General features: G+C 55.5%; 24 protein-coding genes. 4 read left to right on the top strand and 20 right to left on the bottom strand.

The window, feature by feature from the left end:
- Nucleotides 1-452: 452 nt before the first annotated feature.
- The 9 genes from RFER_RS05925 to RFER_RS22905 all read right to left on the bottom strand — a co-directional run bounded on the left by RFER_RS05925 (nt 453) and on the right by RFER_RS22905 (nt 9,484).
- Entirely contained in the window at nt 453-710 is a 258-nt protein-coding gene (locus tag RFER_RS05925) for an MbcA/ParS/Xre antitoxin family protein (protein WP_011463486.1), read from the bottom strand.
- Nucleotides 707-1,531: a hypothetical protein gene (locus RFER_RS24010; RefSeq protein ID WP_166485679.1), complete on the bottom strand. Its 825-nt coding sequence runs from the start codon at nt 1,529-1,531 to the stop codon at nt 707-709. The genes RFER_RS05925 and RFER_RS24010 overlap by 4 nt, the downstream gene beginning before the upstream one ends.
- Before the next feature lie 9 nt (nt 1,532-1,540).
- A complete protein-coding gene (locus RFER_RS24840) occupies nt 1,541-1,894 on the bottom strand; it encodes an antitoxin Xre/MbcA/ParS toxin-binding domain-containing protein (RefSeq protein WP_084795447.1) in 354 nt (117 codons plus the stop codon).
- Nucleotides 1,895-2,323: 429 nt separating this feature from the next.
- Nucleotides 2,324-2,923 carry an HAD family hydrolase gene (locus tag RFER_RS05910; protein WP_011463483.1) on the bottom strand — a complete coding sequence of 200 codons (600 nt, stop codon included), beginning with the start codon at nt 2,921-2,923 and terminating at the stop codon, nt 2,324-2,326.
- A gap of 375 nt (nt 2,924-3,298) precedes the next feature.
- The gene (locus tag RFER_RS25095) at nt 3,299-4,333 is read right to left on the bottom strand and encodes a TniQ family protein (RefSeq protein ID WP_425057086.1); all 1,035 of its coding nucleotides are present in this window, start codon (nt 4,331-4,333) and stop codon (nt 3,299-3,301) included.
- A 47-nt stretch (nt 4,334-4,380) separates the two neighbouring features.
- Entirely contained in the window at nt 4,381-5,838 is a 1,458-nt protein-coding gene (locus RFER_RS05905) for an AAA family ATPase (protein WP_011463481.1), read from the bottom strand.
- On the bottom strand, nt 5,835-8,081 hold the full coding sequence (locus RFER_RS05900; RefSeq protein WP_011463480.1) for a hypothetical protein: 2,247 nt from the start codon (nt 8,079-8,081) through the stop codon (nt 5,835-5,837). The genes RFER_RS05905 and RFER_RS05900 overlap by 4 nt, the downstream gene beginning before the upstream one ends.
- Nucleotides 8,068-8,979, bottom strand: a complete 912-nt coding sequence (locus RFER_RS05895) for a TnsA endonuclease N-terminal domain-containing protein (RefSeq protein WP_166485677.1) — start codon at nt 8,977-8,979, stop codon at nt 8,068-8,070. Before RFER_RS05895 ends, RFER_RS05900 begins: the two co-directional genes overlap by 14 nt.
- A 250-nt stretch (nt 8,980-9,229) precedes the next feature.
- Complete coding sequence (locus tag RFER_RS22905) at nt 9,230-9,484, bottom strand: DNA-binding protein (protein ID WP_244095816.1); 255 nt, start codon at nt 9,482-9,484, stop codon at nt 9,230-9,232.
- A gap of 67 nt (nt 9,485-9,551) precedes the next feature.
- Here RFER_RS22905 and RFER_RS05890 point away from each other — a divergent pair, with 67 nt between their 5' ends.
- From RFER_RS05890 to tnpB, 3 genes are all read left to right on the top strand, one after another.
- Complete coding sequence (locus RFER_RS05890) at nt 9,552-10,361, top strand: hypothetical protein (RefSeq protein WP_166485676.1); 810 nt, start codon at nt 9,552-9,554, stop codon at nt 10,359-10,361.
- 327 nt (nt 10,362-10,688) lie between these two features.
- A complete protein-coding gene (locus RFER_RS05885) occupies nt 10,689-11,093 on the top strand; it encodes a transposase (RefSeq protein WP_011463478.1) in 405 nt (134 codons plus the stop codon).
- A gap of 8 nt (nt 11,094-11,101) precedes the next feature.
- Nucleotides 11,102-11,437: an IS66 family insertion sequence element accessory protein TnpB gene (tnpB, locus tag RFER_RS05880; protein ID WP_011463477.1), complete on the top strand. Its 336-nt coding sequence runs from the start codon at nt 11,102-11,104 to the stop codon at nt 11,435-11,437.
- A 428-nt stretch (nt 11,438-11,865) separates the two neighbouring features.
- Here the strand turns inward: tnpB and RFER_RS05875 are convergent, their stop codons facing one another.
- Nucleotides 11,866-13,005 (bottom strand): IS110 family transposase, encoded by a 1,140-nt coding sequence (locus RFER_RS05875; RefSeq protein WP_011463476.1) that lies wholly within the window; start codon nt 13,003-13,005, stop codon nt 11,866-11,868.
- Nucleotides 13,006-13,153: 148 nt separating this feature from the next.
- Between RFER_RS05875 and tnpC the strand changes: the two genes are divergently transcribed.
- Nucleotides 13,154-14,647 carry an IS66 family transposase gene (gene tnpC, locus RFER_RS05870; protein WP_425057064.1) on the top strand — a complete coding sequence of 498 codons (1,494 nt, stop codon included), beginning with the start codon at nt 13,154-13,156 and terminating at the stop codon, nt 14,645-14,647.
- A gap of 753 nt (nt 14,648-15,400) precedes the next feature.
- Here the strand turns inward: tnpC and RFER_RS05860 are convergent.
- The 10 genes from RFER_RS05860 to RFER_RS05815 are packed head-to-tail and all read right to left on the bottom strand — an operon-like array spanning nt 15,401 to nt 22,753.
- A complete protein-coding gene (locus RFER_RS05860; protein ID WP_011463474.1) occupies nt 15,401-16,282 on the bottom strand; it encodes a F0F1 ATP synthase subunit gamma in 882 nt (293 codons plus the stop codon).
- A complete protein-coding gene (locus RFER_RS05855) occupies nt 16,279-17,883 on the bottom strand; it encodes an alternate F1F0 ATPase, F1 subunit alpha (RefSeq protein ID WP_011463473.1) in 1,605 nt (534 codons plus the stop codon). Before RFER_RS05855 ends, RFER_RS05860 begins: the two co-directional genes overlap by 4 nt.
- Nucleotides 17,884-17,885: 2 nt before the next feature.
- Nucleotides 17,886-18,866, bottom strand: a complete 981-nt coding sequence (locus RFER_RS05850) for a DUF2934 domain-containing protein (protein WP_011463472.1) — start codon at nt 18,864-18,866, stop codon at nt 17,886-17,888.
- A 3-nt stretch (nt 18,867-18,869) separates the two neighbouring features.
- A complete protein-coding gene (locus tag RFER_RS05845) occupies nt 18,870-19,151 on the bottom strand; it encodes a F0F1 ATP synthase subunit C (RefSeq protein ID WP_011463471.1) in 282 nt (93 codons plus the stop codon).
- A 31-nt stretch (nt 19,152-19,182) separates the two neighbouring features.
- Nucleotides 19,183-19,878: a F0F1 ATP synthase subunit A gene (locus RFER_RS05840; protein WP_011463470.1), complete on the bottom strand. Its 696-nt coding sequence runs from the start codon at nt 19,876-19,878 to the stop codon at nt 19,183-19,185.
- On the bottom strand, nt 19,868-20,182 hold the full coding sequence (locus RFER_RS05835; RefSeq protein WP_011463469.1) for an ATP synthase subunit I: 315 nt from the start codon (nt 20,180-20,182) through the stop codon (nt 19,868-19,870). The genes RFER_RS05840 and RFER_RS05835 overlap by 11 nt, the downstream gene beginning before the upstream one ends.
- Nucleotides 20,175-20,510: an AtpZ/AtpI family protein gene (locus RFER_RS05830; protein WP_011463468.1), complete on the bottom strand. Its 336-nt coding sequence runs from the start codon at nt 20,508-20,510 to the stop codon at nt 20,175-20,177. Before RFER_RS05830 ends, RFER_RS05835 begins: the two co-directional genes overlap by 8 nt.
- Nucleotides 20,503-20,907, bottom strand: coding sequence for a F0F1 ATP synthase subunit epsilon (locus RFER_RS05825; protein ID WP_244095815.1), 405 nt, complete (start codon nt 20,905-20,907; stop codon nt 20,503-20,505). Before RFER_RS05825 ends, RFER_RS05830 begins: the two co-directional genes overlap by 8 nt.
- Nucleotides 20,882-22,438: a F0F1 ATP synthase subunit beta gene (gene atpD / locus RFER_RS05820; RefSeq protein ID WP_011463466.1), complete on the bottom strand. Its 1,557-nt coding sequence runs from the start codon at nt 22,436-22,438 to the stop codon at nt 20,882-20,884. The genes RFER_RS05825 and atpD overlap by 26 nt, the downstream gene beginning before the upstream one ends.
- 3 nt (nt 22,439-22,441) lie before the next feature.
- Nucleotides 22,442-22,753, bottom strand: coding sequence for an NAD(P)H-dependent oxidoreductase subunit E (locus RFER_RS05815; RefSeq protein ID WP_011463465.1), 312 nt, complete (start codon nt 22,751-22,753; stop codon nt 22,442-22,444).
- Nucleotides 22,754-22,776: the final 23 nt, after the last annotated feature.

Here is a 22,776-nt window from a genome sequence, read left to right as displayed (position 1 = left end):
GTCCAGTATAGGCGCTTTTGACAGGGTGGCAACCGCTGCCTATTTCGTGAGCAGTTCAGGCAAAGCCAATAGCTACACCCCCATCAAGGACAAATGATCAAGTTATCCACAAAGTAATTCACCGCTGCTGGGGACAAGTTGCAGGCGAAGTGAACGTAAGCGGGCAAGTCGGACCCTAGGGTTATCCCCAATAAGAGGATCAACTCAGATACCCCTTAAGTGATATTTTTTGGTCCGCAGGGCTGTCATCTGTGACCATTGCAGCAATTCAGCAACTCGGTGGACAACCCAGACCGCTTCTGGCCCTGTCAGCGCCGCCTCAACCCCAGTCAAGCCCCAGTAGCCCTGCATAAGCACGTGATCCCCAGTAATGCCCAGGCTGAGAAACGTGTTCCTGGCCGTGTCGGTCAGCAGTGACATTCGGGCAAAACCGTGTCCACATCGTCCTCCTGTCACCGGTACGCGCCCGATGCCATCGATTTCAATACATCGGAAACCAGCTCGACCCCCGCCTGAGTGACCATCAGAGATGCAGGGGTCACCCCTCCCAGCGCAGGCAAGGGCTGCTCGATCCACGTTGTCAACCATGTGACTACGTCAAAATCCATTGCCTGCGCATCAGCGTTGTCTTGCAACATCTGGTGCGCAATAGCCAGCAAGGTGTCGAAGGCTGCGTCATGGGGCGACGCCGTGCCCTTGGGGGAATTCACGCTTGGCCGACATCTGACCGGAATGCAGCCACCGCATGCATTCCGCTGAAGAGTCGCCGTGTCAACCCTCCACGGGCACCGACAGTGCGGGTGGCGTCATCGTGTACCGCCTTCGCGTCTTGAGATGCCTGACGCTTGAGCGCAGCATCCCACTCCAACGGATCAATCAGTGCGTTGGATTCCAGACCCCAATGCGAAACTTGTTCGTACCGATAAGTGTGCGGAGTTGGATCATAGAAATTCGTCTCGGTCATCAAAAATCGGTCGATGAATGCATTGATGACTTCAATGGTCAGGAACGGGACATCAATGGTGGCGTGCAGACCAACACCGCGGTGATAGTCATGCTGCAAGGTCCATTTCTCAAATACCTGAATATCGCCGCTATCCGCAATTTTTCGGTGTTGTGCCTTTGACCACTGCAGCCGCGTCATATTCTCAAGCTCAGGGTACAGGAGCGGTTCACTGCGAAGTCTAACGATATGTCCAGTCTTTGGATCTTTTGCCGCGCTGTCAAACAGGGGTAGTTCCCGTTCGGGGGCTAGCTCATATGACATATCCCACGCTCGACTTTGGACCAACTCCCTATATTCACAGGTGGTTGTCTGCAATGCCAGACAGTAAGAAATGGGCGGCTTGGTGCCGAGGAAGTGGGCATCAATCCAACCATTCTGACCGTGAATATAGCTGTCGGTTGTGAATTTCCCGCCCAACACTGGCGCTGCCCTTTTTATGCGGTTTCGCACCCGGTTGAATGCTCTTTTCTTATTGCCGCGAGAGCGCAACTGAAACGGTGTCCGTGTTGTGTAGCGTATTGGCACAAGTTACCCCTAATTTTTTGATGTGATCGCCAGCCCAGCGGCGGCACCAAGCTTGAGTCCAGCCAGAAGGTCCAGCGCCTTTTGCAGACCCGCCTCACTGCGGGCGCAGTCATCAGGCGTCATTCCGTCAAGTGTTGGATGCGGAGTGAAAAGCCATTCGTAGATCAGCATCATGTCCCCAAAAACGTCAAACGGGCAGCTGTCCAGTTGTTCAAGCCGTTCATAGTCCGGGCTACCAAATTCCCGGCCCACTGGCGCCAAGTCAAGCCAGGCTTGCTCTTCAGCGGATCTCCAAAGAAATCTTCCATGGAAGCGGCCATGGAACAATCGGCAAATTCGCTGCTTGTTAGTTCGAGTGCCCATACGTCCTTTCTGCCAGGTAGAGGCTAGTTCACATCGTCGGCCCTGTACATCGTTCCGATGGTGGCCTATCACTTCCAAGGATTCATATCCTCAATTGAAACGTGCGTCCCATTTGGCGGTCTAAACATCCCCTTCAAATCAAGAATGGATTTGTCTTTTACGCGCCCAAGGTAACTTGAACGACGCGCCCTGACCCTGCTACGTCCCCAATACCTCATTTTTGCTGTTCGCGCTGGCCACGTCTTCCGCCTGTTGATTCTGTTTTGCGGGGGTTTCGTGGGGCGTAAGGCCATCCAGAACCCACCGACCACGATCACGATCGTGATGATTACTATGAACAGAATGTCCGTCGTATGCAGAAGAGGATTTCCACAAAAACCAATGCAAAGGTTCGGCAAGGGGCGCTCCAATATAAGGATAAAGCTCAGATTACGCTTGCGCCAACCACCACTCGCTAAATGCAGCGAGATCTGCATGAGTGGAACTCACCGCCGAGAGCCCGGGCCCAATATTTGGGCTGCCGTTGGGTCCACGCAAAATCAGCGCCGTGTGCGTTTCACTCCGGATTCCACGCATATACGGCAGGTAATCATCGACAAATGCCAGCGGCTTGATTTTGTCAATGACTTGAGCCTTCGGACTTTGTTGACCTGGCTGATTTCCAGTCCCAAACACTCGCTCGATCGGAAAGCCATGGTCGCGCAGATTCTTCAGGCGAGCTCCGACGAAATGTTCATCGATCGCACTAACACAGACCAGTTCGAAGCCATGGTCATGCAGGCGCAGGCAGGCCTCAACTGCACCAGCGATCGGCGGAACGCTGGTCCAAAAGTCCTCATCAAAGAGCACTCGGAACTGGGCCAGACGCTCACCCGCGAGCCTTTCAACGTCCCATCGGTCGATGTGCCAGTAGGCCTTCGGATCCCGTTCGGCCGGATGGGCGCCGGAAAATCGTCCCCAAGCCTTGGCGTAGGCGAGGTTGTAATCGAGCAACACGCCATCACAGTCCAAAGCGATGATTTTTGTCATGGTCAAAACCTTTAAGTCTGATTGTTTGGGCTATCGAGTAATTGCAGAAACATAGGCATTGGCCCTGGTCCATCGCACTACTTGCGGCATTAAACCGAACAGCGATGCTACGGTGTCCGACACGTAGCTTGAGGAGCCAGTGAAATGGGACGGCACTGCGAGTTCGACGTAGAGTTCGCGGCTACCCGCCGCGAGGACGCTGGCGTGTACCGCAAGCGTTGACCTGCGTGCTGTCGTCAGTTGGTTGCGGCCTTGGGATGTCATGTTCATTCCTTCGAACTCAATTCGAAAGGGCGTCGAATCGGATTTCTTACAGCATTTCATCGAACGAAGCGTCCGCGCCAGGCAAGCTCGCCTTTATGAGTGCTCTCAAGCTCATTGAATTCCATGCCTTTCTTCTTGTGAAGCATTTGATGCCCTGTGCCTGGCGTGCACGAATCTATAGAGCATGTGATTAGACAATTCAGACCAGTGATCTGCCAGCTCGGAGTCGACGGCTTGGCAGTTCACGGCCAGCCCAAATTGCTTTAAGGCCAACTCCTCCGGTACGTTCTCAAGGATGGCGGCCCACAGCAGCAGCCAGTGAATTGGCTTAATTGAGCACCGGGACCGAAGCAACTGAACAATCCACCTTCCAGAAATCAGATCTGCGTGATCTGGATAGTAGACCCTGGCAACTTGGCTTGATTGCGTTTGAGAAAACCAAGCCGACAGTGCATCCCCACAGCGTCGGGGCACGGTCGTCGCGACATCCTGATTCAGAAGGGACCGAGTCGCAGCGTCCGCAAAAGTCGGTATGTGTATTGGATTCAACTGCGTACAAACCTCCGAAATGCGACTGAGCAGCAATGCCGACGCAAGAAATCTGTCCGAGACTGATGCAGATTTGGCGAATGAATTAGCGTGATGAGGAAGAGACCAAGTGGTTCGTCGACGCTCGGGGAACTCAAGTGGCTTTTGGTGTTTGAGGCATGTAACACTGCACTGCAATTGATGCTGTAGGTGCCAATACGACGTTCCCAACTCTGCGAGTTCATCCTTGATGCAGTCACCGCAATAGCGAAGCGGGCATCGTTCCCCAATGCCTCCCGCTCGAATTCCCACAGTCGGTCGAGTATTCTCACTTCTCAGAGTATCGACAAATCGTTTAAGCATTGAATCCCAGCATGAGATGGAAAGAAACGGTCGCAACTCACACAACGCCGTCCGCTTCATAAGGATTTCGGAAGGAGACCCGAGTTGCCCACGCGTCAACGCCGCGAAATGCGCGACACCTAATGGAATCGCATAGTCCGCCGCAGCGTGGCTTCGTCCAAATAGGGTAATTCCAGTCTGCCTACTTGAGGTTCTTCCCTGGAGTTCGTGAAAGCGGGCAGCCCAAGAATATAGGGTCTCGCCTTCAATCCACATCGGAAGAAATGGAAGAGGCACCCCTGCAGGAAAAGAGGCGGAAGCTTTCATTCTGTTTCCGGCCTGCCCAGCCTGTCGACATATTCTTGGCTGCGAATGTCGTCGGCTTCGAACTGTTGACCCAAAGCAACGGCATTGACCGACTCAGTGCGATTCTTTTGAGGAATTTTTTTTCCATTCTTTCGCCTGATGCGTGTCGGTGGCATGTCATTCACCTTGGCCGGTTCCTTAGTCACTTGCGAATTTCCTTCCGAGGAGGGATCCAGATTTGCATTGCTCAACTTCATTTGCTCCCACCTATGCCTCATGTCTGGAATGGGAATGTCCCGAAACTGCTCAAGGTCCCGCCAGTTCCGATTTGTGAAGGCCGAAATCAGCTTGTTGGCACCAACCATAGATGGTGTCCTGTTAGCGATTTCAATATGTTCTCGGCAAACACGAGTGCTACCGGTTTGAATAGCAGCATTTATGGTCTCACGCCGTAACCTTGCCAAAATTCGGGGGAAACCACCCGTGTATGCCCAGATCAGTTCGGCAAGATTCTCGATTGGCTCATCTTCTTGGTCCAACATAGACGCACCCCAAACATGCCCCATCCATTCGTCACTCCATTCTTCATCGTTGAAATCAAATATTGGCTCGATCTTGAAGTCGCCGTATTCGGAAAACCTACTCTGATCTTGGCTAAACGAATCAAGAATGGAAAACGCCAAGGGATTGCCAATGATGACAACCGGAATGCTGTGATTTAGCAAGCGTAAAAAAAAGGTTAGAAAATCACGTGAAAATTGGGATTCCGCCAAATTGCGTTCTTGCGCTTCCTCGATGATCAAAAGTCCACATCTATGAAGGGCCAAGTAGTGAAGAACATTGACTAGCAACCTTTCTACAGTCCATTGCTTGCCTTGATGCCTGGAAAAGTAGTCTGTCTTCAGCGCAGCATCCAGTTCTCGCAGACAGTTTTGGAGAAACCCCCCTCGGCTGCCATCCGAGGACATCGGGACCTTGAGGTATACCAATTGACGAAATTCGACCCACTGCGCAGATTCATTTCTTCCATGTTGAATAACTTGCGGAAACAGCGACAGGAATCGATTGACTGCGGCAGACTTGCCGACCCCCGTGATTCCACGGATGATGATGCCACCTATGAACTCATGTCGCCAAGGCTGCACCTTTATCTGCTTGAAGTCATATTCTGCAATTTCATAAATTATCCGACGCTGATCAGGCTGACAAGGGTCTCGCGCCAGTAATCCATCCCACAGGAGTGCCTGAAGCGCCACTGCAATTCGAAGTGATGTCTCGGTTACACAAAACGTCGTCTTGAGTTGGTTCAATAAAACTGCACGATCCGCCAACGAGACAGAGGTCCAGTCGATATGGGCGAAAGGATCATTCGCAAGCTTCTCCGCCAATTGGGAATTGCTCATGAATGGCGGCAAGTTCTTCACAAGAGGATTGTCGAGTGCGATCGACAATAGATCCGCGGCATTCCTTTTCATGATTGGTGACCTCGGCGTAGTTGTCTAAGAAGATCCCGAACTGGATTCGGTGACGGGTTAGAAATGGACTGCGCCGATAACGTCGCAGGAACAACCTGCTCGTTCTTCATGTTATTCAGCTGCTGGCTAGCCATTGGTTTTGGAAACAAACCCTGCGCAAGCATTTCCGCGTGGGTGTTCTGGCGTTTTCCTTTCAATTGACTGGCTTTGGAGGGCTTTTTGTCGAGCGCGTCAAATTCTTGTTTTTTCTCCTTTCTCGCCTTTTTGGCCACATGATCAATCGTAGCTATGCGGCCGACATGGTACTCACGATGCTCCTGGCGCGACAGCAAGTTCTTCACTTTGTCATCACTTGAAATGCTTAGCCAGTCATATAGAGTGACCTGGGCCATATATGGATCACGAGTTTGGATTTGTAGCGGCCTCAAGCCGTCCAAATTTAGCCATATTTCCTGCAGATTTGAGGGGTTGACGTGGACTTCAAGGCGTCGCCGACGCGTATGTGCCCGCTCCAACGCCCCACTTTGGTGAAGCCATTGGCTAGAATATCTGAGAGATGGAATCAAGCATTCATACGCACTTGTCGGGTCGAATAGATGTACGCCATCAGCATGCAAAACGGCCTTCAGCCGTGGCAAACAGCGCACTCGAAGCGCATCGATGTCGGTTGGCGTGGACGCTACGTATCCCTTCTCAATGCACCACTTCATCATTTCAATCCGCACCGGTCGAACACCGTCTTTTCTCATTTCGATCAACGGGTACGGAATGATTTCTTCATTGTTGCGGTACAGAATTGATTGAATTAGCAGTGGCATGTATTCCTGAAAAGTGAAACATGCGTCAAGTCCTGGTGGTTTTTCTCCGCGCTTTGTCTGACGTCCCTTATTGGACCCTGGGATCAAGTGATCGTTGTGAACATGGCCACGATGGTTGGATGATTCAAGAACAGCCTTTCGTTCGCCAAAATAACTTTCACAAAACTCAATTGAGGCCTCCATTTCTTCAATTGAAATCAACCCGGTTTCTGATTTCATTTCACCGTTATCACCCAAAATTCGACGGGGCGTTAGTGATATCCACTCATGCTCTCGGATGTTGATCCCGTATCGCGCACAAAATTCGACTTTAGAGCTGGCGCCGTTGAGTATGGCAAGAAGATTTGTTGTTGTGCAAGGATGCTCAAAGCCAACGTGAATTCCATAGATGTATCCGAGAAATGAATCAGCTAATTCAGCCTTATATGGCGTTCTGAGAATCTTTAAGCGCGAAGACTCGCTGACAAGATTTTGATCACACGGAGTGGTGTCAATCTGTCCAAGAAGACCAGCGCTTATAACTGATGTTCGTGATTGTCCGGAGCGGAGTGCCACTTTTTTTCTGTGAGATGTCTCGCCATCGTTCACCGATTTGGCACTCATGTTGCCCTCGTAGCGAGGTCCCCATTCTGCAAACTGATACTCGCTGGGGTATTGGTCTGGCGGCAGGAGGATGACCTTCATCATGGAATCCTTCCAACATACCTGCGAGGCGTAAAACTCATTCAAAAACCTGTCATAAGCCACCCGAACTGAAACACCCTCTTTCTTGTGCTTTTTCCAGCCCAAGCCCATTCGGATCCGGGCCAACTTATCCGAATTGAAGCCATTAATAATTTCTCCAGATATTTTCCCTGGAGGGGTGGTGAAGAATTTCTGCTTCCCGGCCCCACCACAATTACCGTAGGCTGGCAACAATGCATTTTTGTTGCCGAGTCCCGTCAGATATTTATGTAATGCACAATAAATGTCCCGGCTGGACCTCATGCCCAGTTCACGTGCTCTTCGTGCCGGCCAACTCAAGTGCAGAGACTGGTGCAAAATATCGTCTATCGTGTACTTTGTGACCAGCGGCTTAATGAGTTCGAATGCTTGGTCTCGGCGGGCCTTCCATTTCAACCGCTGCCGTCTTTCACGTCTGAGGATCGAGAGGTCGCGAGCTTCGAAGTCCTTATTGGTCCAGCTCCATTCCCCCGGGACGTTGAACGGCACACAACTCAATAAATTCTCTGCGATTTTTTTCTGAAACACCCTCAGAGATTCAATTTTTGGCTGGGGGCAATAGGCACGGCGTGACTGGCCCTGTTCTGTAATGAAAGCGATGCTTCCTTTCCAGATTGTGTCAGTGACTTCGTCAAAGAAAATGATTCGCTGGTTCGATGCGCCGCAGGCGTCATGTTCGACGATGAGATCACCGGCCTGCATTTTGTACTCCAACTGTTCCCCAGAAGTGAGCGCGCCAACGGCCTAGTGTCTTTCCATAGTCGCGGTGCATCATCTTGGACATGACCACGGGCAGATTCAAATCAATGTCAATCCTGTGCAACCAGACGCCCACCCGAAAATACTTAAAACCATCAGCCACAGGAATGTGAAAGGCCTCACTGGCTTGATTGACGGCAGCCCCCAGCGGGGTGCTTTTTGTCAGTTCCATCAGTAATGAGCAAAAGTCGCTGTGCTGCGATGACACTCTGAGTTCCTGCGCTTCGTGCCGCATGGGCAGCAACCAATCCAGGTTGTCTATTAGTTTGTGAGGAAGGCTTTCACCGGTTTCGATGACATGCCTGCCGCCATTGGCCTTCGCGTACCGGCGCTCAAGTTCAAGGCGTTCACGCGCCCGTTGACGCTTCCTTATTTCACTGAGGGGTTTGCAGCTGATGTATACCAACTGCGTTTCGAATGCGCCCTTGCTCGGAAGCCAGAATACCAGATCACAACTCGCGACGTAGGGAACCTTCGTACCAGGAAAGACCCCATGTTCGATACCTGCATCGCGCGCAATTTCTAAAAGACCTGGCGACTCGTCCAGCAGGCCGTCGATGTCGCTGTTCAGCCCTGTTTGGGGATGAGGGTGTGCGTCAGGCCACAGTGGTAGGCACTCACGGAGTTCCTTGGGTCCTAGCCACGAGTTCAGAAGTGCCGTCTTGTATTCCAGTCCAGACAGAAGGTGATGGTTCGTAGGGCGGAGCGTCAAATTACAGAAGACCTGCTTGCTGACTGGTGACGACGCCCGCCTGCGAATTCGCAGCCACGGTCGATAGTTGTGCAGGCGGCCCGACCCGAAGCCGGCTCTAATGTACGTCGCCAGAATGCTTAAGCTCATTCTCATAGTCATGGATTTCCCCTTTTTTGCGCAAGCTCATGCCGTGCGTAATGGATGTGCACAAAAACATACAAACGGGGAGTTGACGCCCCAGATCAAGGGGGCTAAAGTGGCGCTGTGAATGAGCGACTTGTAACTACCCGGTAGGTTCAAGGGTTGATGGACTGGCAGGCCCATCAACCCTTTGTTTATTCAGACGCGGATACGCCTGACAGAGGGATCAATGTTTGAGTGAGTTAGTTGCTGTGCGCTATTTCATGCCCAACTCCTTGGCAATGATGTGGCTTTGGCCCCGGAGGCACTTGCGCTCGCCTCTTGCAACCAAATAGACAAGCTGCGGGTTGAAGCCTTTTTCTCTTGCCCATGCCGCCAAATTGATGCCGTGGGCGCGAAAGTCCGTCCCTTTGTCAAGGTTCAATCTGTTCGGGGTTGAAAGAGGATTGTTCATGCGAGGGGAAATCGTTGAAAGTGCTGGACGCAATATGGGCATGTACGATGTGGTCACACATCCTCTCAACTCCAGACGTTCGAAGCTAGTTGTTGAATAATGTGGCTTTTCAACACACCACGAAATGACACCGCAAAAAACATCAAAAAAAGGGCGCCCAACGAAACATTGGTCCGATATTCTGCGAGTCAAACTTTGGTACTTGTCCGTCTCTGACTTGAGTGGCGTGTCAGATTATGAATTGGACATGCGCTTCGGATTCTCTCTGGGTGAAACGCCAAGCAGCGCAGATCGGCCGAGGCTGTTTGAGGAAATCCGGAAGAAGAACAGAATTCCCAGTCGTGGAAACCATTGGAGAAAGCCCTCGGACATCGTCGCCCGCGTGGCAAATCACCCGGGGCTTGAGTCAACCATCCGTCTCTATGAAGCGGATTTTTGGCGCGTCATTAAGGAACTTCCAACGACCTTGTCCCAAGCGAACAAGATGGTCCAAGTCTTTCTTACTAAGCACCAACTGGAGAGAATTACATGGCATGACGCGAAGCAAGCGATCACAACGATGAGCGGTGAAAGACCGGATGAACACAGTTGCTTCAGTCACTGTTTGAAAACTTCCTTTCAAAAACTTGTCGTTTTGGACCGATTGACCGGTCTGGTTTTGCTGAATAGGCAAGCAGATATGTCTGGGAATTTGGAAATGACAGAAATACTGAGGTCTCATCTGGACGAGTCCCTAGAGCTCTTCTTTTCTCCGCGATTTGGGTGGCAGGAGGCTATGGACTATTACCAGCTTGCACTTGAAGATATTTGTTTTGGTGCTAGAGGGGGGGGATCCTCTGAAATGGACCTGCGAACCCGCTACGAATCAATAACGCGAGATCCAATTTTGCCAATGACGATGGTCAGCGACTTTTACGCAAAGCGGAAAACTTGAAGTAGTCGGCAGCTAAACACCCCTTGTTGACTCATGACAGGACGTGAACCCTTATCATGTCCGTGGCCCCCGGTATGAAAGGGCCGGAAGATTGATATCAAATCGATCACGAAGTCATTCTTCTGGCACCACACACGGCATATGCCCGGCCAAACTCCAAACCCACTCGTTTGCGAGTTTGCATCACTGGCTCCAAAAGTCCACAACAAGTCCTCCTCCTGAAGCCAACAACTTGCGCGCTTTCGGGCGTAAGCGCGCGGTGAACCCATCTTGAATTGAACCCTCCCATCTTGCAAGATCGTGTGCACGCAACCCACCGTGTACACCATGCTCAAAGAACCAGACCTTGCGAGATATTCGAGTCGGCCTACCCACCGCACCTACACGCGCCAGTTCAAGGCCGAATTGGTAGTGGCCTGCCAGCAGCCGGGCGCGTCCATTGCGGCAATAGCCCTGCAACACGGCATGAACGCCAACGTGCTGCACCGCTGGCTCAAGGAACATGAGCGTGACGGGCGCCACCGACTTATCGGGCCAGATCCGTTGGGTGTCGCTGTCCCCGCTACACCTGTCCCCGCATTCATCCCTTTAAAGCTACCCACCAGCATGCTTGAGCCCACTGCCTGCGACATCAAGGTAGAACTTCGCAAAGGCGCAGTCTCGATGATCCTCACCTGGCCCGCCAGTGCCGCTGCCGACTTGGTGCACTGGACCCGGGCCATTCTCAAGTAGTCCTTCAAGTGATCCGCATCGATGCCATCTGGCTGGCCACCACCCCCATGGACATGCGAGCTGGCACCGACACCGCCTTGGCCAAGGTTGTGTCGGTGTTTGGTTCTGCCCATCCGCACACGGCCTACCTATTCGCCAACAAGCGAGCAAACCGTTTGAAGGTTCTGGTGCATGACGGCATTGGCATCTGGCTGGCAGCGCGGCGACTGCACCAAGGCAAATTTGTCTGGCCATTGGGCAGTGCAGCGCAACAATTGAGTCTGAACCGCGCCCAACTCGATGCTTTGGTGCTGGGACTGCCCTGGCAGCGCTTGGGTGATGCAGGCATCATCACCATGGTCTGAATCATCCAAATACATAGCAACGAAGTCAATACGGATAAGCACTTCTATGGGGACTCTTTTGTCAAGCCGTTTTTGATGACGGCATCCTTCAGTTGAAATTCATGGTCCCCTGATCATGGAGCCCATTGGGGGGCTTGCTTGATGACCGTTTTTGCGTGGCTCGAAGTGGTCGATGCATGCTAATCCAAGGTCGGGGTGTGATGAGCGTTCAAGCCAGTGCTCGGACGAACTTCTATCCGTGCAGGGGGTATTTACCCGGCACCCAATGCAGCATGCGCACAAAGTGCGCTGGCAAACCCCAGTTATCGGCGCGCCCCATCTAATGCGACGGTCACGGTGTTGTGACCCGCGTTTATCGCGGGCGCGTCGACCTTTGATCATGATGCGTTCCATGTCAAGCCGTTTGTTTAGATTCAGGCTGGTTGGCGTCAGGCTGTGGTTGGCTTGAGCACGGCCCCGTTCGGAATCTCGCCGTGCTCAAGGTAGCGCCAAAGGGCGATAACCAGACGCCGCGCCAGCGCCACGATGCCCACGCGGCGCATGCGTTTACCCCCAGCCGCGAAGCGCTTGTTAAACCATTGGCTCAAGTCGCTGGCTGGCTGCAGGCGCAGCCAGCTCCATGACAACTCCACCAGCAAGGCGCGCGCTCGCTTGTTGCCGGCTTTGCTGATGCCTTGTTCGATCTGGCTGTCGCCACTGGCATAGGGTGTGGGTGCCAACCCCAGGCAACCGGCCAGTTCGCGCCGGTTGGAGAAACGCCGCCAGCCGAACAGTTCCTTGACCAGGATCCAGGCACCCTTGGGCCCGATAGCACGCAGTCGGATCAGTTGTGCCACCAGCGGTTGCTTGCCATCGGCTAATTCCTGCAGCCGCGCGACCTCCAGCGCCTTGACCTGCTGCTTGACTAGCGCCAGGCGTGCGCTCTCGCGCTCGATCTCGGCGCGCAAGGCTGGTGGTACCTGCTCGCAATGGTTGTCCCACCAACGCCCCCAGTCACGCCCGCCGATGATGATGCGGGGGCGCACGTTGTGCAGCACCAGCAGCGAGCTGATGCGGTTGGTGTGCGCGGTGCGCTCCTTCGCCAGCCGTGCCAGCTCGCGGTGTGTGCGCCGTGCGTCTTCATCTTCAGCCGAAGGCTCGTGCAGCACCGACCACACACGCTCACCCGTGCGGTGGCGAAGCAGCATCGTCAGCAATTTGTCCCCATCGAGCCGATCAGTCTTGGCGCGCCTGGCATGCCGGTTCACTTCGATACTGGCAGAGTCGATCACGATGTTGTCGATGCCCTGTTCAACTAACCAGCGGTGCAGCCACCAGCCGTCGCGTCCGGCTTCGTAGCAGGAATGCACTTTGGCCTGTGGCTGGAGCTTGCAGCGCTCCTTGGCCTTGGCTATACACTGTGCAACTGCGCCCGTGTCACCAGCCTCCACACTGTACCGGCTGGGGCCACGACGGCCATCACTCAACGTCAGCTGCCATTTCTTGTCACTTAGCTCGATGCTCATGTACAGTTCGACCTGGATCGCCGCATCCTGGACCTGTACCACTGTCTGGAGGGGAGTAGACATTTCAGTTCTCCTTTGCAACGAAGTTGAAATCCTCTTTTTTAGCTCAATCAGTCCCGATTGAGTAGTCCCACATAGCATCTAATGGTGCTTTTTATTCACCAAAAGCACACTATGTTTCATGGTGATCGCACCCGAACAACTCACCCACATGAGTGCAGACGAACTGCGCGACGTGGTGCAGTCCCTGTTCAAGACACTGACCTTCAAACAAGCCACCATCGACAAGCTCACGCATGAGAATGCTTATCTCAAACGCCTGAAGTTTGCCGCCCAGAGTGAGCGCTTTAGCGCCGAGCAAAGAAGCCTGCTGGAAGAAACCCTTGATGAGGATCTGCAGGCGGTGAGCGACGAGATCGAGCAACTCAAGCCCACGGATGCGCCTGCACCCCGGATGAAGGAACAACCCAAACGCCAGCCATTGCCAGCGAATCTTGCCCGCGTGGAGATCCACCACGAACCCGATTCCACCACCTGCGCTTGCGGCTGCCAAATGAAGCGCATCGGCGAAGATGTCGCCGAGAAGCTGGACTACCAGCCCGGCGTCTTCAGTGTCGAGCGCCATGTGCGCGGCAAATGGGCTTGCGCCAAGTGCCAAACCCTGATCCAGACTCCGGTGGCGGCGCATGTCATTGATAAGGGCATCCCCACCACTGGTCTGCTGGCCCAGGTGCTGGTGGCCAAGTTCGCTGACCATCTGCCGCTTTATCGCCAGGAGGCCATCTTTGGTCGTGCCGGTTTGGCCATTGCTCGCTCCACACTGGGTGCCTGGGTCGGCAGCTGTGGTGTGCAGCTGCAACCCCTGGTCGATGCACTCAAAGCTGAGATCCTCCAGCACAACGTAGTGCATGCCGATGAGACACCCGTGCAGATGCTCAAGCCCGGCACCGGTAAAACACACCGCTCTTACCTGTGGGCCTATGCCGCCGGTGCCTTCGAGGACACCCGGGCGGTGGTCTATGACTTCTGCGAATCACGTGCCGGGGAGAATGCCAAGACCTTTCTGGGTGACTGGCGCGGTAGCCTAGTCTGTGACGACTTCAGTGGTTACAAGCAACTGATGGCCCAGGGTGTGACCGAAGTCGGTTGTCTGGCCCATGCCCGGCGCAAGTTCTTTGACCTGCATGCCAGCAACAAGAGCCAGATTGCGCACAGTGCGCTGGAGCAAATCGCCAGGGTTTACGACATTGAGCGCGAAGTCAAAGAACTGCTTCCCGATGAGCGACGACGAATACGCCAGGAGAAATCAAAACCACTGCTGGATGCCTTGCACCAGTGGATGATCCTGAACCGCCAGAAGATCACGGATGGTTCAGCCACGGCCAAAGCGTTGGATTACAGCCTGCGGCGCTGGTCTGCGCTGACGCGCTTCCTCTCCGACGGTCAACTGCCGGTGGACAACAACCACATCGAAAACCAGATCCGTCCGATTGCCATCGGGAGGAACAACTGGCTGTTTGCGGGTTCACTGCGTGCGGGCAAGCGCGGTGCAGCTGTGATGAGTCTGATCCAGAGTGCCAGGCTCAATGGGCATGATCCGTTTGCCTACCTCAAGGATGTTCTAACCCGGTTGCCTACGCAGCGGGCAAGTCAGATTCATGAACTGTTGCCGCATCGCTGGCAGCCGCAAATTCAATTCACTTGATTCCCAGACACAGCCACTGCGCTGTGGTCAAGATGGGTTCGCTGCGTGCTTACTTTCGGGCCACCACGAATGACCCCTTACCGACGGCCGCTTGGCAATAATGCCACCCGCTACCTCATCAGTCGCTGGGTCGAGTCGTTTGTCGTGATTCATATCCCGCACCAGCAGACCGCCGGTATAGCGGGGGAATCGCGTCAGATTTCGGGGCACTGCGCGATACCTACGTCGTCAAGCGCTGATCCATGTGTACCCCACAATAACAAGCCCAAAGGGTACGGCACGATCTGTCCGGGGGGCACTCGCTGAAAATCAGCATTCGTGCCAGGTGGTAAGTGAAAGTTGGTCGGCGCGAGCCGGGCTGCGGGCGCATCCTCAAGCACCTGAAGGTCGCCTTGCTAGGTCGCCAACACTTTCCCGTCGGCGGATGTGTGCGCTACGGCAACATGGTATTCACCGGGCATCGGATTGCCAAACGTGCGACCCCGCAAATGGATCACCTTGATGCCTGGCGCGTTGACTCCATCGCATCCGCCATAACTATGCACAGACTTCGCGGGTCCAGAAACCTCGCCGTCGCTCTGGCAACGCCTTTGACGTCCGACCACTGCGCATAGTTGCGACCTGAGCATAGAGACTGTTTCCGCTCTGTCGCACAGTGGAGTTGTTGCAGGTCGCTTAACTCCCCCACCTGTTCGCCTTCGTGCACACGGAAATCCTTTGAATTGATCTTCATCGCAATCCTTTCAGTCTTAACTAAGAAGTCGTGAGTGCTTCGAAGCCTGAAATGACATCGAATAGCTCCTCGTCGATACCACTTTGGCGTAGGCGGTGAAACGAGCGGTTCAGGTCCTCCAGCAGTTCGTCAATATTCTTTTCAGCACGTTGCATTGCAGCCAAGCGGCTGGCATTTTCACTGGCTAGGGATTCAGCGCAGGCCATGAAAAGCGAGACAAAAATGTATTCGCGAACGAACGCCAACAGAGTCGCTTCTTTGTCATTCATCACCTGAGGCATATTTTTGGTGGGCCAGTTAATGGTAGCCAGATCGCGCTGCCAAACCGCGTCCAGCGGCAGCAGCCGTTGACTCACCGGTGTATAGACCGACCCGGACTCGGGCCGGTTATGGAACAGGTACACCTGCGCGATCTCGCCCTTTTCGCGACGGGTTTCCATCTCGATCACGATCTGCCCAACCAACGGTGTAATCGCGCCAATGGAATTCGGCAGGATGAAGCGTTCCCCCAAAGGTAAGCCGGAGTCCGCGAGGCGCGACTGAATGCGTTCGCCGACTGTCCATACTGTCTTTTTACCCGGCAAATTCCCCAACGTCTTGACGACAAAATCGACCATCACATCATTGAACTGACCAACAAGGCCCTGGTCGGAACCGAACACGACCGCGCCAATCGCTCCTACTACATTCTGGTGCGCTGGGGTCCCGTCAGCAGGCTCATTCCGGCGAAAACATGCCGCTAAACCTAGTTGTACCGTCCGATAATAGTCATCTAGAGAGCGCACGGCGTTCTCGTACTGGCCGATGCTTGATGCGGCCATCGCCTTCATAGTGCGCACTACCGATTGGAGGTCTGCGGCACTGCCGATCTTGCGGCGCAGGCTCGCCGTGGTGTCGCTCATGACGATTCCCCGCCGGCCGCCTTTGGTTTGGGTTTGATATCCGTTTTGGTCTTTGGCGCTGTCTCTGGTTCAGGCGCGGGTTGAAAGCTTGCGAGCGCTACGCGGGCGATCTGGATAATCGCTTCCCGATCTTCGTCGCTCAATTTGTCGGCGGAATCGAAGCGCGCGCGCACCTCGGCCGGCATGTCCGCCGCCGCAGCGCGCACCGCCTGTTCAGCCTCGGTCATTTGGTTCAGCTCCACGCCGTCGAAGAGTTCTGCGCTCAAGGCCAGCAATACGGCGATTTGTGCGGCCACCGACACCGGCGCGGATTCAGGCTGCTTGAGACAGGCCCGGATGCGCCGTCCGTGCTCAATAATTTTGGTGGTGTTTTCATCCAGCCGAGCACCAAAACGGGCAAAAGTTTCCAATTCCTCGAACTGGGCGTAAGCGAGCTTGAGGTCGCCGGCCACAGCCCGGTAGGCTGTGCGCTGCGCCTTGCCGCCAACGCGCGAGACTGATTTGCCGACATCGACCGCGGGCAATACCCCCAACTCGAACAGCGATGGCGAGAGATAGATCTGGCCATCCGTGATGGAAATCAGGTTGGTCGGAATATAGGCGGAAATGTTCTGGGCTTGGGTCTCGATGATCGGCAGAGCCGTGAGCGAGCCGCCACCGCGTTCCTGGCGCAGATGGGTAGCGCGCTCCAGCAGGCGCGAATGGATATAGAAAATATCGCCGGGAAAGGCTTCGCGTCCGGGTGGGCGGCGCAGCAGGAGGGAAAGCTCGCGATAGGCGCGGGCGTGCTGCGTAAGGTCGTCGTACACAATCAGGACGTCCCGACCCGCTTCCATGAAATGCTCCGCAATGCTGGTCGCAGCGTACGGGGCAATGTAGGCGAGACCTGGTGGGTCGTTGCCCTCGGTAACCACCACGGTGGTGAAATCCATCGCGCCCTTCTCCCGCAAGGTGGCAACGACCTTCGCTACGGCCGAAGCGCGCTGACCGATAGCACAATATACGCACAAAACATTCTGGCCCTGCTGGTTAAGAATCGTATCGATAGCAATGGCGGTCTTGCCTGTTTGCCGGTCACCCAGAATCAACTCGCGCTGCCCACGCCCGACAGGAATAAGCGCATCAATGACCTTTAGGCCGGTTTGCAGCGGCACGGTGACCGGAGCGCGGTCCATGATGGGCGAAGCGGGGCGTTCGATGGGCAAGCGATGGCTGGAGGCCACCGGTCCTCGTCCATCGAGTGGCCGACCGAGCGGGTCGATGACCCGTCCCAGCAACCCGTCGCCCACTGCAACGTCCATGACCCGGCCGGTGCGATCGACTTCATCGCCTGCGTGCAGATGCCAATACTCGCCGAGCAGCACGACGCCGATTTCAGCCTCGTCCACGTTGAAGGCGATACCGAACAAATCGCCGGGAAATTTCACCAGCTCGTCAAAACCCACGCCGGGGAGCCCGGACACCTTCGCAATCCCGGTGGCGATGCTGGTGATCGTGCCAACTTCCCGTGGCGCAAGACTCGGCGCGAATGCCTCCCGCGCTTCGCGCATACCCGCGAACGCTTTGTCGAAAACCTTTTGCAGGTCCTCCGCAGGTTCCATGTTCATGGGCTCCCGATCTCGGGCTTAGGTTCTTCAGGCTTCGGTTTGGCTTTGGCTTCAGGCGGAGGCTCGGTTTTGGCGGGACTAAGATTCTCTTTCCGAATCTCGCTCTCCGCCTTATCCCAGTTCTGTACTGCTCTACCCTCCTTACGGCCTTGCTGTTCGTAGAGCTCATAGGCGCGCTTGCGGATCTGCCTTGTCAACTCGGACTGGGGTTCAGCTTTGTCCCTCTCTTTCAGAAGTTCGTCGACACCCTTTTCCAGCGACGCCAGATAATCGGTGATGCTCCACCCCACCTTTTGTCCATTCGTACTAAGTTCGATTCCGCAGACCACTTCCGGCGCGGTCGCGAAGTGCAGGGGTATGTCAGCCGAGAAGGTTTCGTTGATCGCATTTTGAATCGCTGCGCGTTGATCTGCGGGCAGCTCGAACGCGCTGCGCACGAGCGCGGGTTCAGACGCTGTCTTGAGCGCCTCGCCCAGCGCTGCTTTCGCCTTGGCGTCCATCTCGCGCAAGCGGCGGGTGAACACTTCGCCCATCCGTTCTTCCAGACTCGTCGTAGCGAGATCGCCCAGCGCCTTGCGTGCAATGGCAAAAACCTCGTCGCGCGCCCGGTGGCTGAGCGCTTCGCTCATGCTCCGCTGCGCGCTTCTCAGCGCTTCCTGCCGCTTGGTAGCCAAGGCGTCGGCGGCGTGCCGCGCGTCGTCGAGCAGTCGCTGACGTTCAGTCTTCGCTTCTTCCATTGCCTTGCCGAGAAGCGCGGCGCGCTGCTGATCGAAGACCTCGTTCTTTTGCTGGAACTCGTCACGTTCCCTTTTCGCATCGGCCCTTTTCGTATCGGCGTCCGCGAGTTCCAATGCGATCCGCTTTTCCCGTGCGTCGATGGCGTCGAGGATGGGCTGGTAAAGAAAACGCTTCAGCAACCATACCAGAATGAGGAAGTTGAGTGCCTGCGCGACGACCGTGAACCAATCGATCAGCATGGCTTACTTTCCCGCTGTTTGGGCGATGACGTGATTCCAGAACGGATTGGCGAAAATGAGAATCATCGAGACCACGAAGCAGTAGATCGCGGTGGATTCGATCATCGCCAGACCGACAAACAGGGTCCGGGTGATAGTGGCGGAGGCGTCGGGCTGCTGCGATAGTGCAGTTAGCGCTGTCGCGACTGCCCGCCCTTCCGCCAGCGCAGGGCCCATACAACCGAAACCGGTGGTAATGCCGGCAATGACAATTGATGCCACCGCGATGATTGTCAAGCTATCCATAGTATTTCCTTAGGTCGTAGTAATTCGTGCTTCAATGTTTTTCACCGGGTTCAGGCTTTGGCTTGCGGCCCCGCGTGGCGGCCGCGATGTAAACGGCGGCCAGGATGCTGAAGATATAGGCCTGCACCATGCCGGTGAGCAGGCCGAGCGCCGTCATGACGATCGGAAAGATAAAGGGCGTGATAGTGAGCAGAATACCGATAATCATTGCCCCGCTCATCATGTTGCCGAACAGGCGAACGGCCAGGGCCAGCGTGCGCGAGATTTCACTGATGATGTTAAACGGCAGCATGATGACCGTCGGCTCGACGTAGGACTTGAGGTAGCCACCCAAGCCCTGGTCCTTGATGCCGAAAAACGGCACGGCCACAAATACGCAAAACGCCAGCGCTGCGGTCGTCGACAGCGAACCGGTCGGCGGCTCGTAGCCGGGAATGACAGTGCACAGGCTGGCTGTGGCGACGAACAGAAAAAGCGTGCCTAGAAAGCCGAGATACTTCTTCGGGTCGCGCAGACCAACCTCTTCGATTTGTTTCTCGATGGCGGTGACGACGATTTCCAGAAGATTCTGCCAGCGCGACCGTTTCAGACCCGTCGAGAGTTTGCGCGTAATGAGTTTCGAGCCGACGGCCAGCACGAGCATCAGACCCCACGTGAATACAATGGTGGCATTCAGCTTGAGAAATCCGTGTTGCCAGAAAATTATCTCATCGGGACTAAGGCGCATGGCTAGCCTCCCGTGCCGGGCGCGTTTGGTTTTTGCCCGACGAGCGGGTCATCCACGTCACGACCAGGCGTGCCACAACAAAGCCAAGAAGACACGCCAGCAGCCGTTCCCAATGACCACCCGAGACAAAATAGAATCCAGCCAGGGCAATGCCTATCCGCAGCAGCAGGCTACTGAACAACCAAAGTGCCGGTTGTTTGGACGAGACGCCCTTGCGAACTGTCCACCAAAGGCCGCCAAAGAAAATTGTCCCGAGCACTCCGCCCGCCACCCACGCGAGGGCCAGTGTCAACGTTTCATTCATCGTCATTCTCCTGCTCCTCCCGCATGGCCTTGTCTTCCTTGGCGACCCAATGCCACGCATTGAAACAGCCGATCGCAAGCCCCGCCACCAACAGCGCCAGCGTCCAGGAGCGACCTCCCGGATAGCGCTCGTCCAGCCAAAGACCAAGCGCCGCCCCGAGCAACGTCGGAATGACCACCGACCAGCCGATAAGCCCCATCATGCCCAAGCCGAACCAGACGCCCGGCGTGGTGTTGCGCTGTGCCTTGAGCTTGCGGGCCGCCTTTACCCCGACCTGCCCGACATAGTCCGACACCTTTTTCGGGGGTTTCTTTGGTTCGTTATTCATGTTGAAAGCTCGCGAAGCGCCGCAAAAAACCGGCTTCCAATTTCGCCATGACCGAGCGCACGCTTTGCTCGCGCTCGTCCAGGGTCAGAAATTCCTGTTCCACGGCATCGCGCAATTTGTCGAGGTTCTTTCCGCCCAGCGCTCGGCGCACCGAAACGAGCACGTCCGGCCCGATCTTGACCAGCACGCCTTCATCCACGGCTACGTAAACCTCGCCCTCCGCTGCGGTCTCAAAGATCAGAATGCCCGGTGTGAGCGCCGCGACGCAATCGAGTCGATGTGGCAAGAGTCCAAATGAACCCTCGCGCGTCTCCGCAACGATGCGCGACACCCCGCTTTTTTCGGCGAAGATGTGAAATGGCAGCAGAACCTTAAGATTCATGAGTGTCAGCGGCATGGTCGGTCTCCGGTTGCGGTTTCGCCCCGGATTGCGGATGGGGCCCGGGTATGGCTTTGGCCGGGGACTCGGCGGCAGGCTTCGGGTCGGCCCTGGCTTCTGTTTTTGAGTCAGGTTCAGAAGGGGTTGCGGGGGCGGGCGGTTTCGCTTTTCCCTTCGCTTCGTCAATTGTTCCGATCATGTAGAGCGCGCTCTCTGGGTGGTCTTTGAATTCATCGCGCAGGATGCGCTCACAGCCGTCCAGCGCATCCTTTAGGCTGACCAGTTTTCCTTTGTGGCCGGTGAACTGCTCCGTCGTGAAAAAAGGTTGCGTGAGAAAACGCTCCAGCCGACGGGCGCGGGCGACGACGTTGCGGTCCTCCGGCGAAAGCTGCTCCAGACCGAGCATGGCAATGATGTCCTTGAGTTCCGCGTATTGCGCGAGCGTGCGCCGGATCTCCTGCGCCAAGCCGTAATGCCGTGCGCCGACGATGCTCGGCGTGGCCATCTTGGAACTCGATTGCAGCGGGTCGATGGCTGGATAAAGGCCTTCGCTTGCCCGCTTCCGCGAGAGCACGATCGACGCGGAGAGATGCGAGAAGGTATGCACCGCGGCCGGATCGGTGAAATCGTCAGCCGGCACATACACCGCCTGGATTGAGGTGATGGCGCCTGTATCGGTGTTGGCGATACGCTCCTCCAGACCCGATAGCTCCGTTCCCATTGTGGGTTGATAACCCAAGCGCGACGGCATCTGCCCCATCAAGCCCGACACCTCCATGCCAGCCTGGATGAAACGAAAAATATTATCGATCAGCAGGAGCATATCGCGATGCTCGTCATCGCGAAAATACTCCGCCATCGTCAGCGCGGCATGGCCGACGCGAAAACGGGCACCTGGGGGTTCGTTCATTTGTGCGAAGATCATCACCATGTTGGGCAATACACCGGCTTGCTTCATGTCGCGGTAGAGCTCCTCACCTTCGCGGCAGCGTTCGCCGATGCCGCAAAAAATACTTACGCCCTCGTGTTGCCCGACCATGTTGTGAATCATCTCGGTGAGCAGCACTGTCTTGCCCACGCCCGCTCCACCAAACAAGCCCGCTTTGCCGCCGCGCTCCAGTGGCATTAGCACATCAATGACCTTGATGCCTGTTTCAAAGATTTCAGACTTGGTGGAACGTCGTGCCAACGGCGGCGGAGCCCGATGCACAGAACGCCATTGAACATCGGACAACGCCGTCTCGCGGTCGATGGTGTTTCCGAAAACGTCGAACATACGAGAGAGACTCCCTTTGCCCACCGGCGCCTTTAACGGCCCGCCTGTGTCCTGCACTGCCATGCCGCGCGCCAGGCCTTGCGTGGGGGTCAACGCAATCGCTCGCACGTGACGCGCATCATGCTGCGCCAGCACTTCGAGGACGATTTCTCCTTCATTTGCGCGCAGTATCGTGTGGATCGACGGTAAATCATCATCAAACCGTATATCCACAACACTGCCTCGGACGGAGACCACCGTGCCGAGGTTTAAGGGACTTGTTTCATCTCCCATGCATCAGCCCCTTGGCCGTGGCGCTGCTGCCAACCGCCACGCTTGCGACCTAGTGTCCGCTCTGCTCGGCCATTTCAGGTCGGGCGTGCTTAATCGCCCCACCGGTCGCGTATGGAAGAAGCGATAGAAGCCGACCGCAACTTCTACATGGGCCAGATTCAAGGTCAGTTCGCGCGCCCCTACACCTAACACGGCACGAAACAGCCAACCCGCCAGCTCTTGCGTCTCCCGCAGGATCTGAACCAGCGTATGCGGATCGCTCTCGCAGCGGGAAAGTGCCTTGCCCACGGCCTCGTGTTCGTGCTGGACGCTCATCCTGATTTCATTGCGTGCAGATT

Source organism: Rhodoferax ferrireducens T118 (genome assembly GCF_000013605.1).
Lineage (GTDB): Bacteria > Pseudomonadota > Gammaproteobacteria > Burkholderiales > Burkholderiaceae_C > Rhodoferax > Rhodoferax ferrireducens.
The sequence above is the reverse complement of the archived record's forward strand: the minus strand, read 5'-3'. Positions and strand labels throughout refer to the sequence as shown.

Bases quoted from the DNA above. Each gene is read 5' to 3' on its own strand.
- RFER_RS05885 (WP_011463478.1), top strand. From the start codon at position 10,689: ATGCTCAAAGAACCAGACCTTGCGAGATATTCGAGTCGGCCTACCCAC.
- RFER_RS05850 (WP_011463472.1), bottom strand. From the start codon at position 18,866: ATGCTGATCGATTGGTTCACGGTCGTCGCGCAGGCACTCAACTTCCTC.
- RFER_RS25095 (WP_425057086.1), bottom strand. From the start codon at position 4,333: ATGTGGATTGAAGGCGAGACCCTATATTCTTGGGCTGCCCGCTTTCAC.
- RFER_RS05895 (WP_166485677.1), bottom strand. From the start codon at position 8,979: ATGAGCTTAAGCATTCTGGCGACGTACATTAGAGCCGGCTTCGGGTCG.
- RFER_RS05825 (WP_244095815.1), bottom strand. From the start codon at position 20,907: ATGCCGCTGACACTCATGAATCTTAAGGTTCTGCTGCCATTTCACATC.
- tnpC (WP_425057064.1), top strand. From the start codon at position 13,154: ATGAGTGCAGACGAACTGCGCGACGTGGTGCAGTCCCTGTTCAAGACA.
- RFER_RS05840 (WP_011463470.1), bottom strand. From the start codon at position 19,878: ATGCGCCTTAGTCCCGATGAGATAATTTTCTGGCAACACGGATTTCTC.
- RFER_RS05815 (WP_011463465.1), bottom strand. From the start codon at position 22,753: ATGAGCGTCCAGCACGAACACGAGGCCGTGGGCAAGGCACTTTCCCGC.
- RFER_RS05900 (WP_011463480.1), bottom strand. From the start codon at position 8,081: ATGCAGGCCGGTGATCTCATCGTCGAACATGACGCCTGCGGCGCATCG.
- RFER_RS05860 (WP_011463474.1), bottom strand. From the start codon at position 16,282: ATGAGCGACACCACGGCGAGCCTGCGCCGCAAGATCGGCAGTGCCGCA.
- RFER_RS05830 (WP_011463468.1), bottom strand. From the start codon at position 20,510: ATGAATAACGAACCAAAGAAACCCCCGAAAAAGGTGTCGGACTATGTC.
- RFER_RS05835 (WP_011463469.1), bottom strand. From the start codon at position 20,182: ATGAATGAAACGTTGACACTGGCCCTCGCGTGGGTGGCGGGCGGAGTG.
- atpD (WP_011463466.1), bottom strand. From the start codon at position 22,438: ATGGGAGATGAAACAAGTCCCTTAAACCTCGGCACGGTGGTCTCCGTC.
- RFER_RS05890 (WP_166485676.1), top strand. From the start codon at position 9,552: ATGACACCGCAAAAAACATCAAAAAAAGGGCGCCCAACGAAACATTGG.
- RFER_RS05855 (WP_011463473.1), bottom strand. From the start codon at position 17,883: ATGGAACCTGCGGAGGACCTGCAAAAGGTTTTCGACAAAGCGTTCGCG.
- RFER_RS05845 (WP_011463471.1), bottom strand. From the start codon at position 19,151: ATGGATAGCTTGACAATCATCGCGGTGGCATCAATTGTCATTGCCGGC.
- RFER_RS05875 (WP_011463476.1), bottom strand. From the start codon at position 13,005: ATGTCTACTCCCCTCCAGACAGTGGTACAGGTCCAGGATGCGGCGATC.
- RFER_RS05905 (WP_011463481.1), bottom strand. From the start codon at position 5,838: ATGAAAAGGAATGCCGCGGATCTATTGTCGATCGCACTCGACAATCCT.
- RFER_RS05910 (WP_011463483.1), bottom strand. From the start codon at position 2,923: ATGACAAAAATCATCGCTTTGGACTGTGATGGCGTGTTGCTCGATTAC.
- RFER_RS24840 (WP_084795447.1), bottom strand. From the start codon at position 1,894: ATGGGCACTCGAACTAACAAGCAGCGAATTTGCCGATTGTTCCATGGC.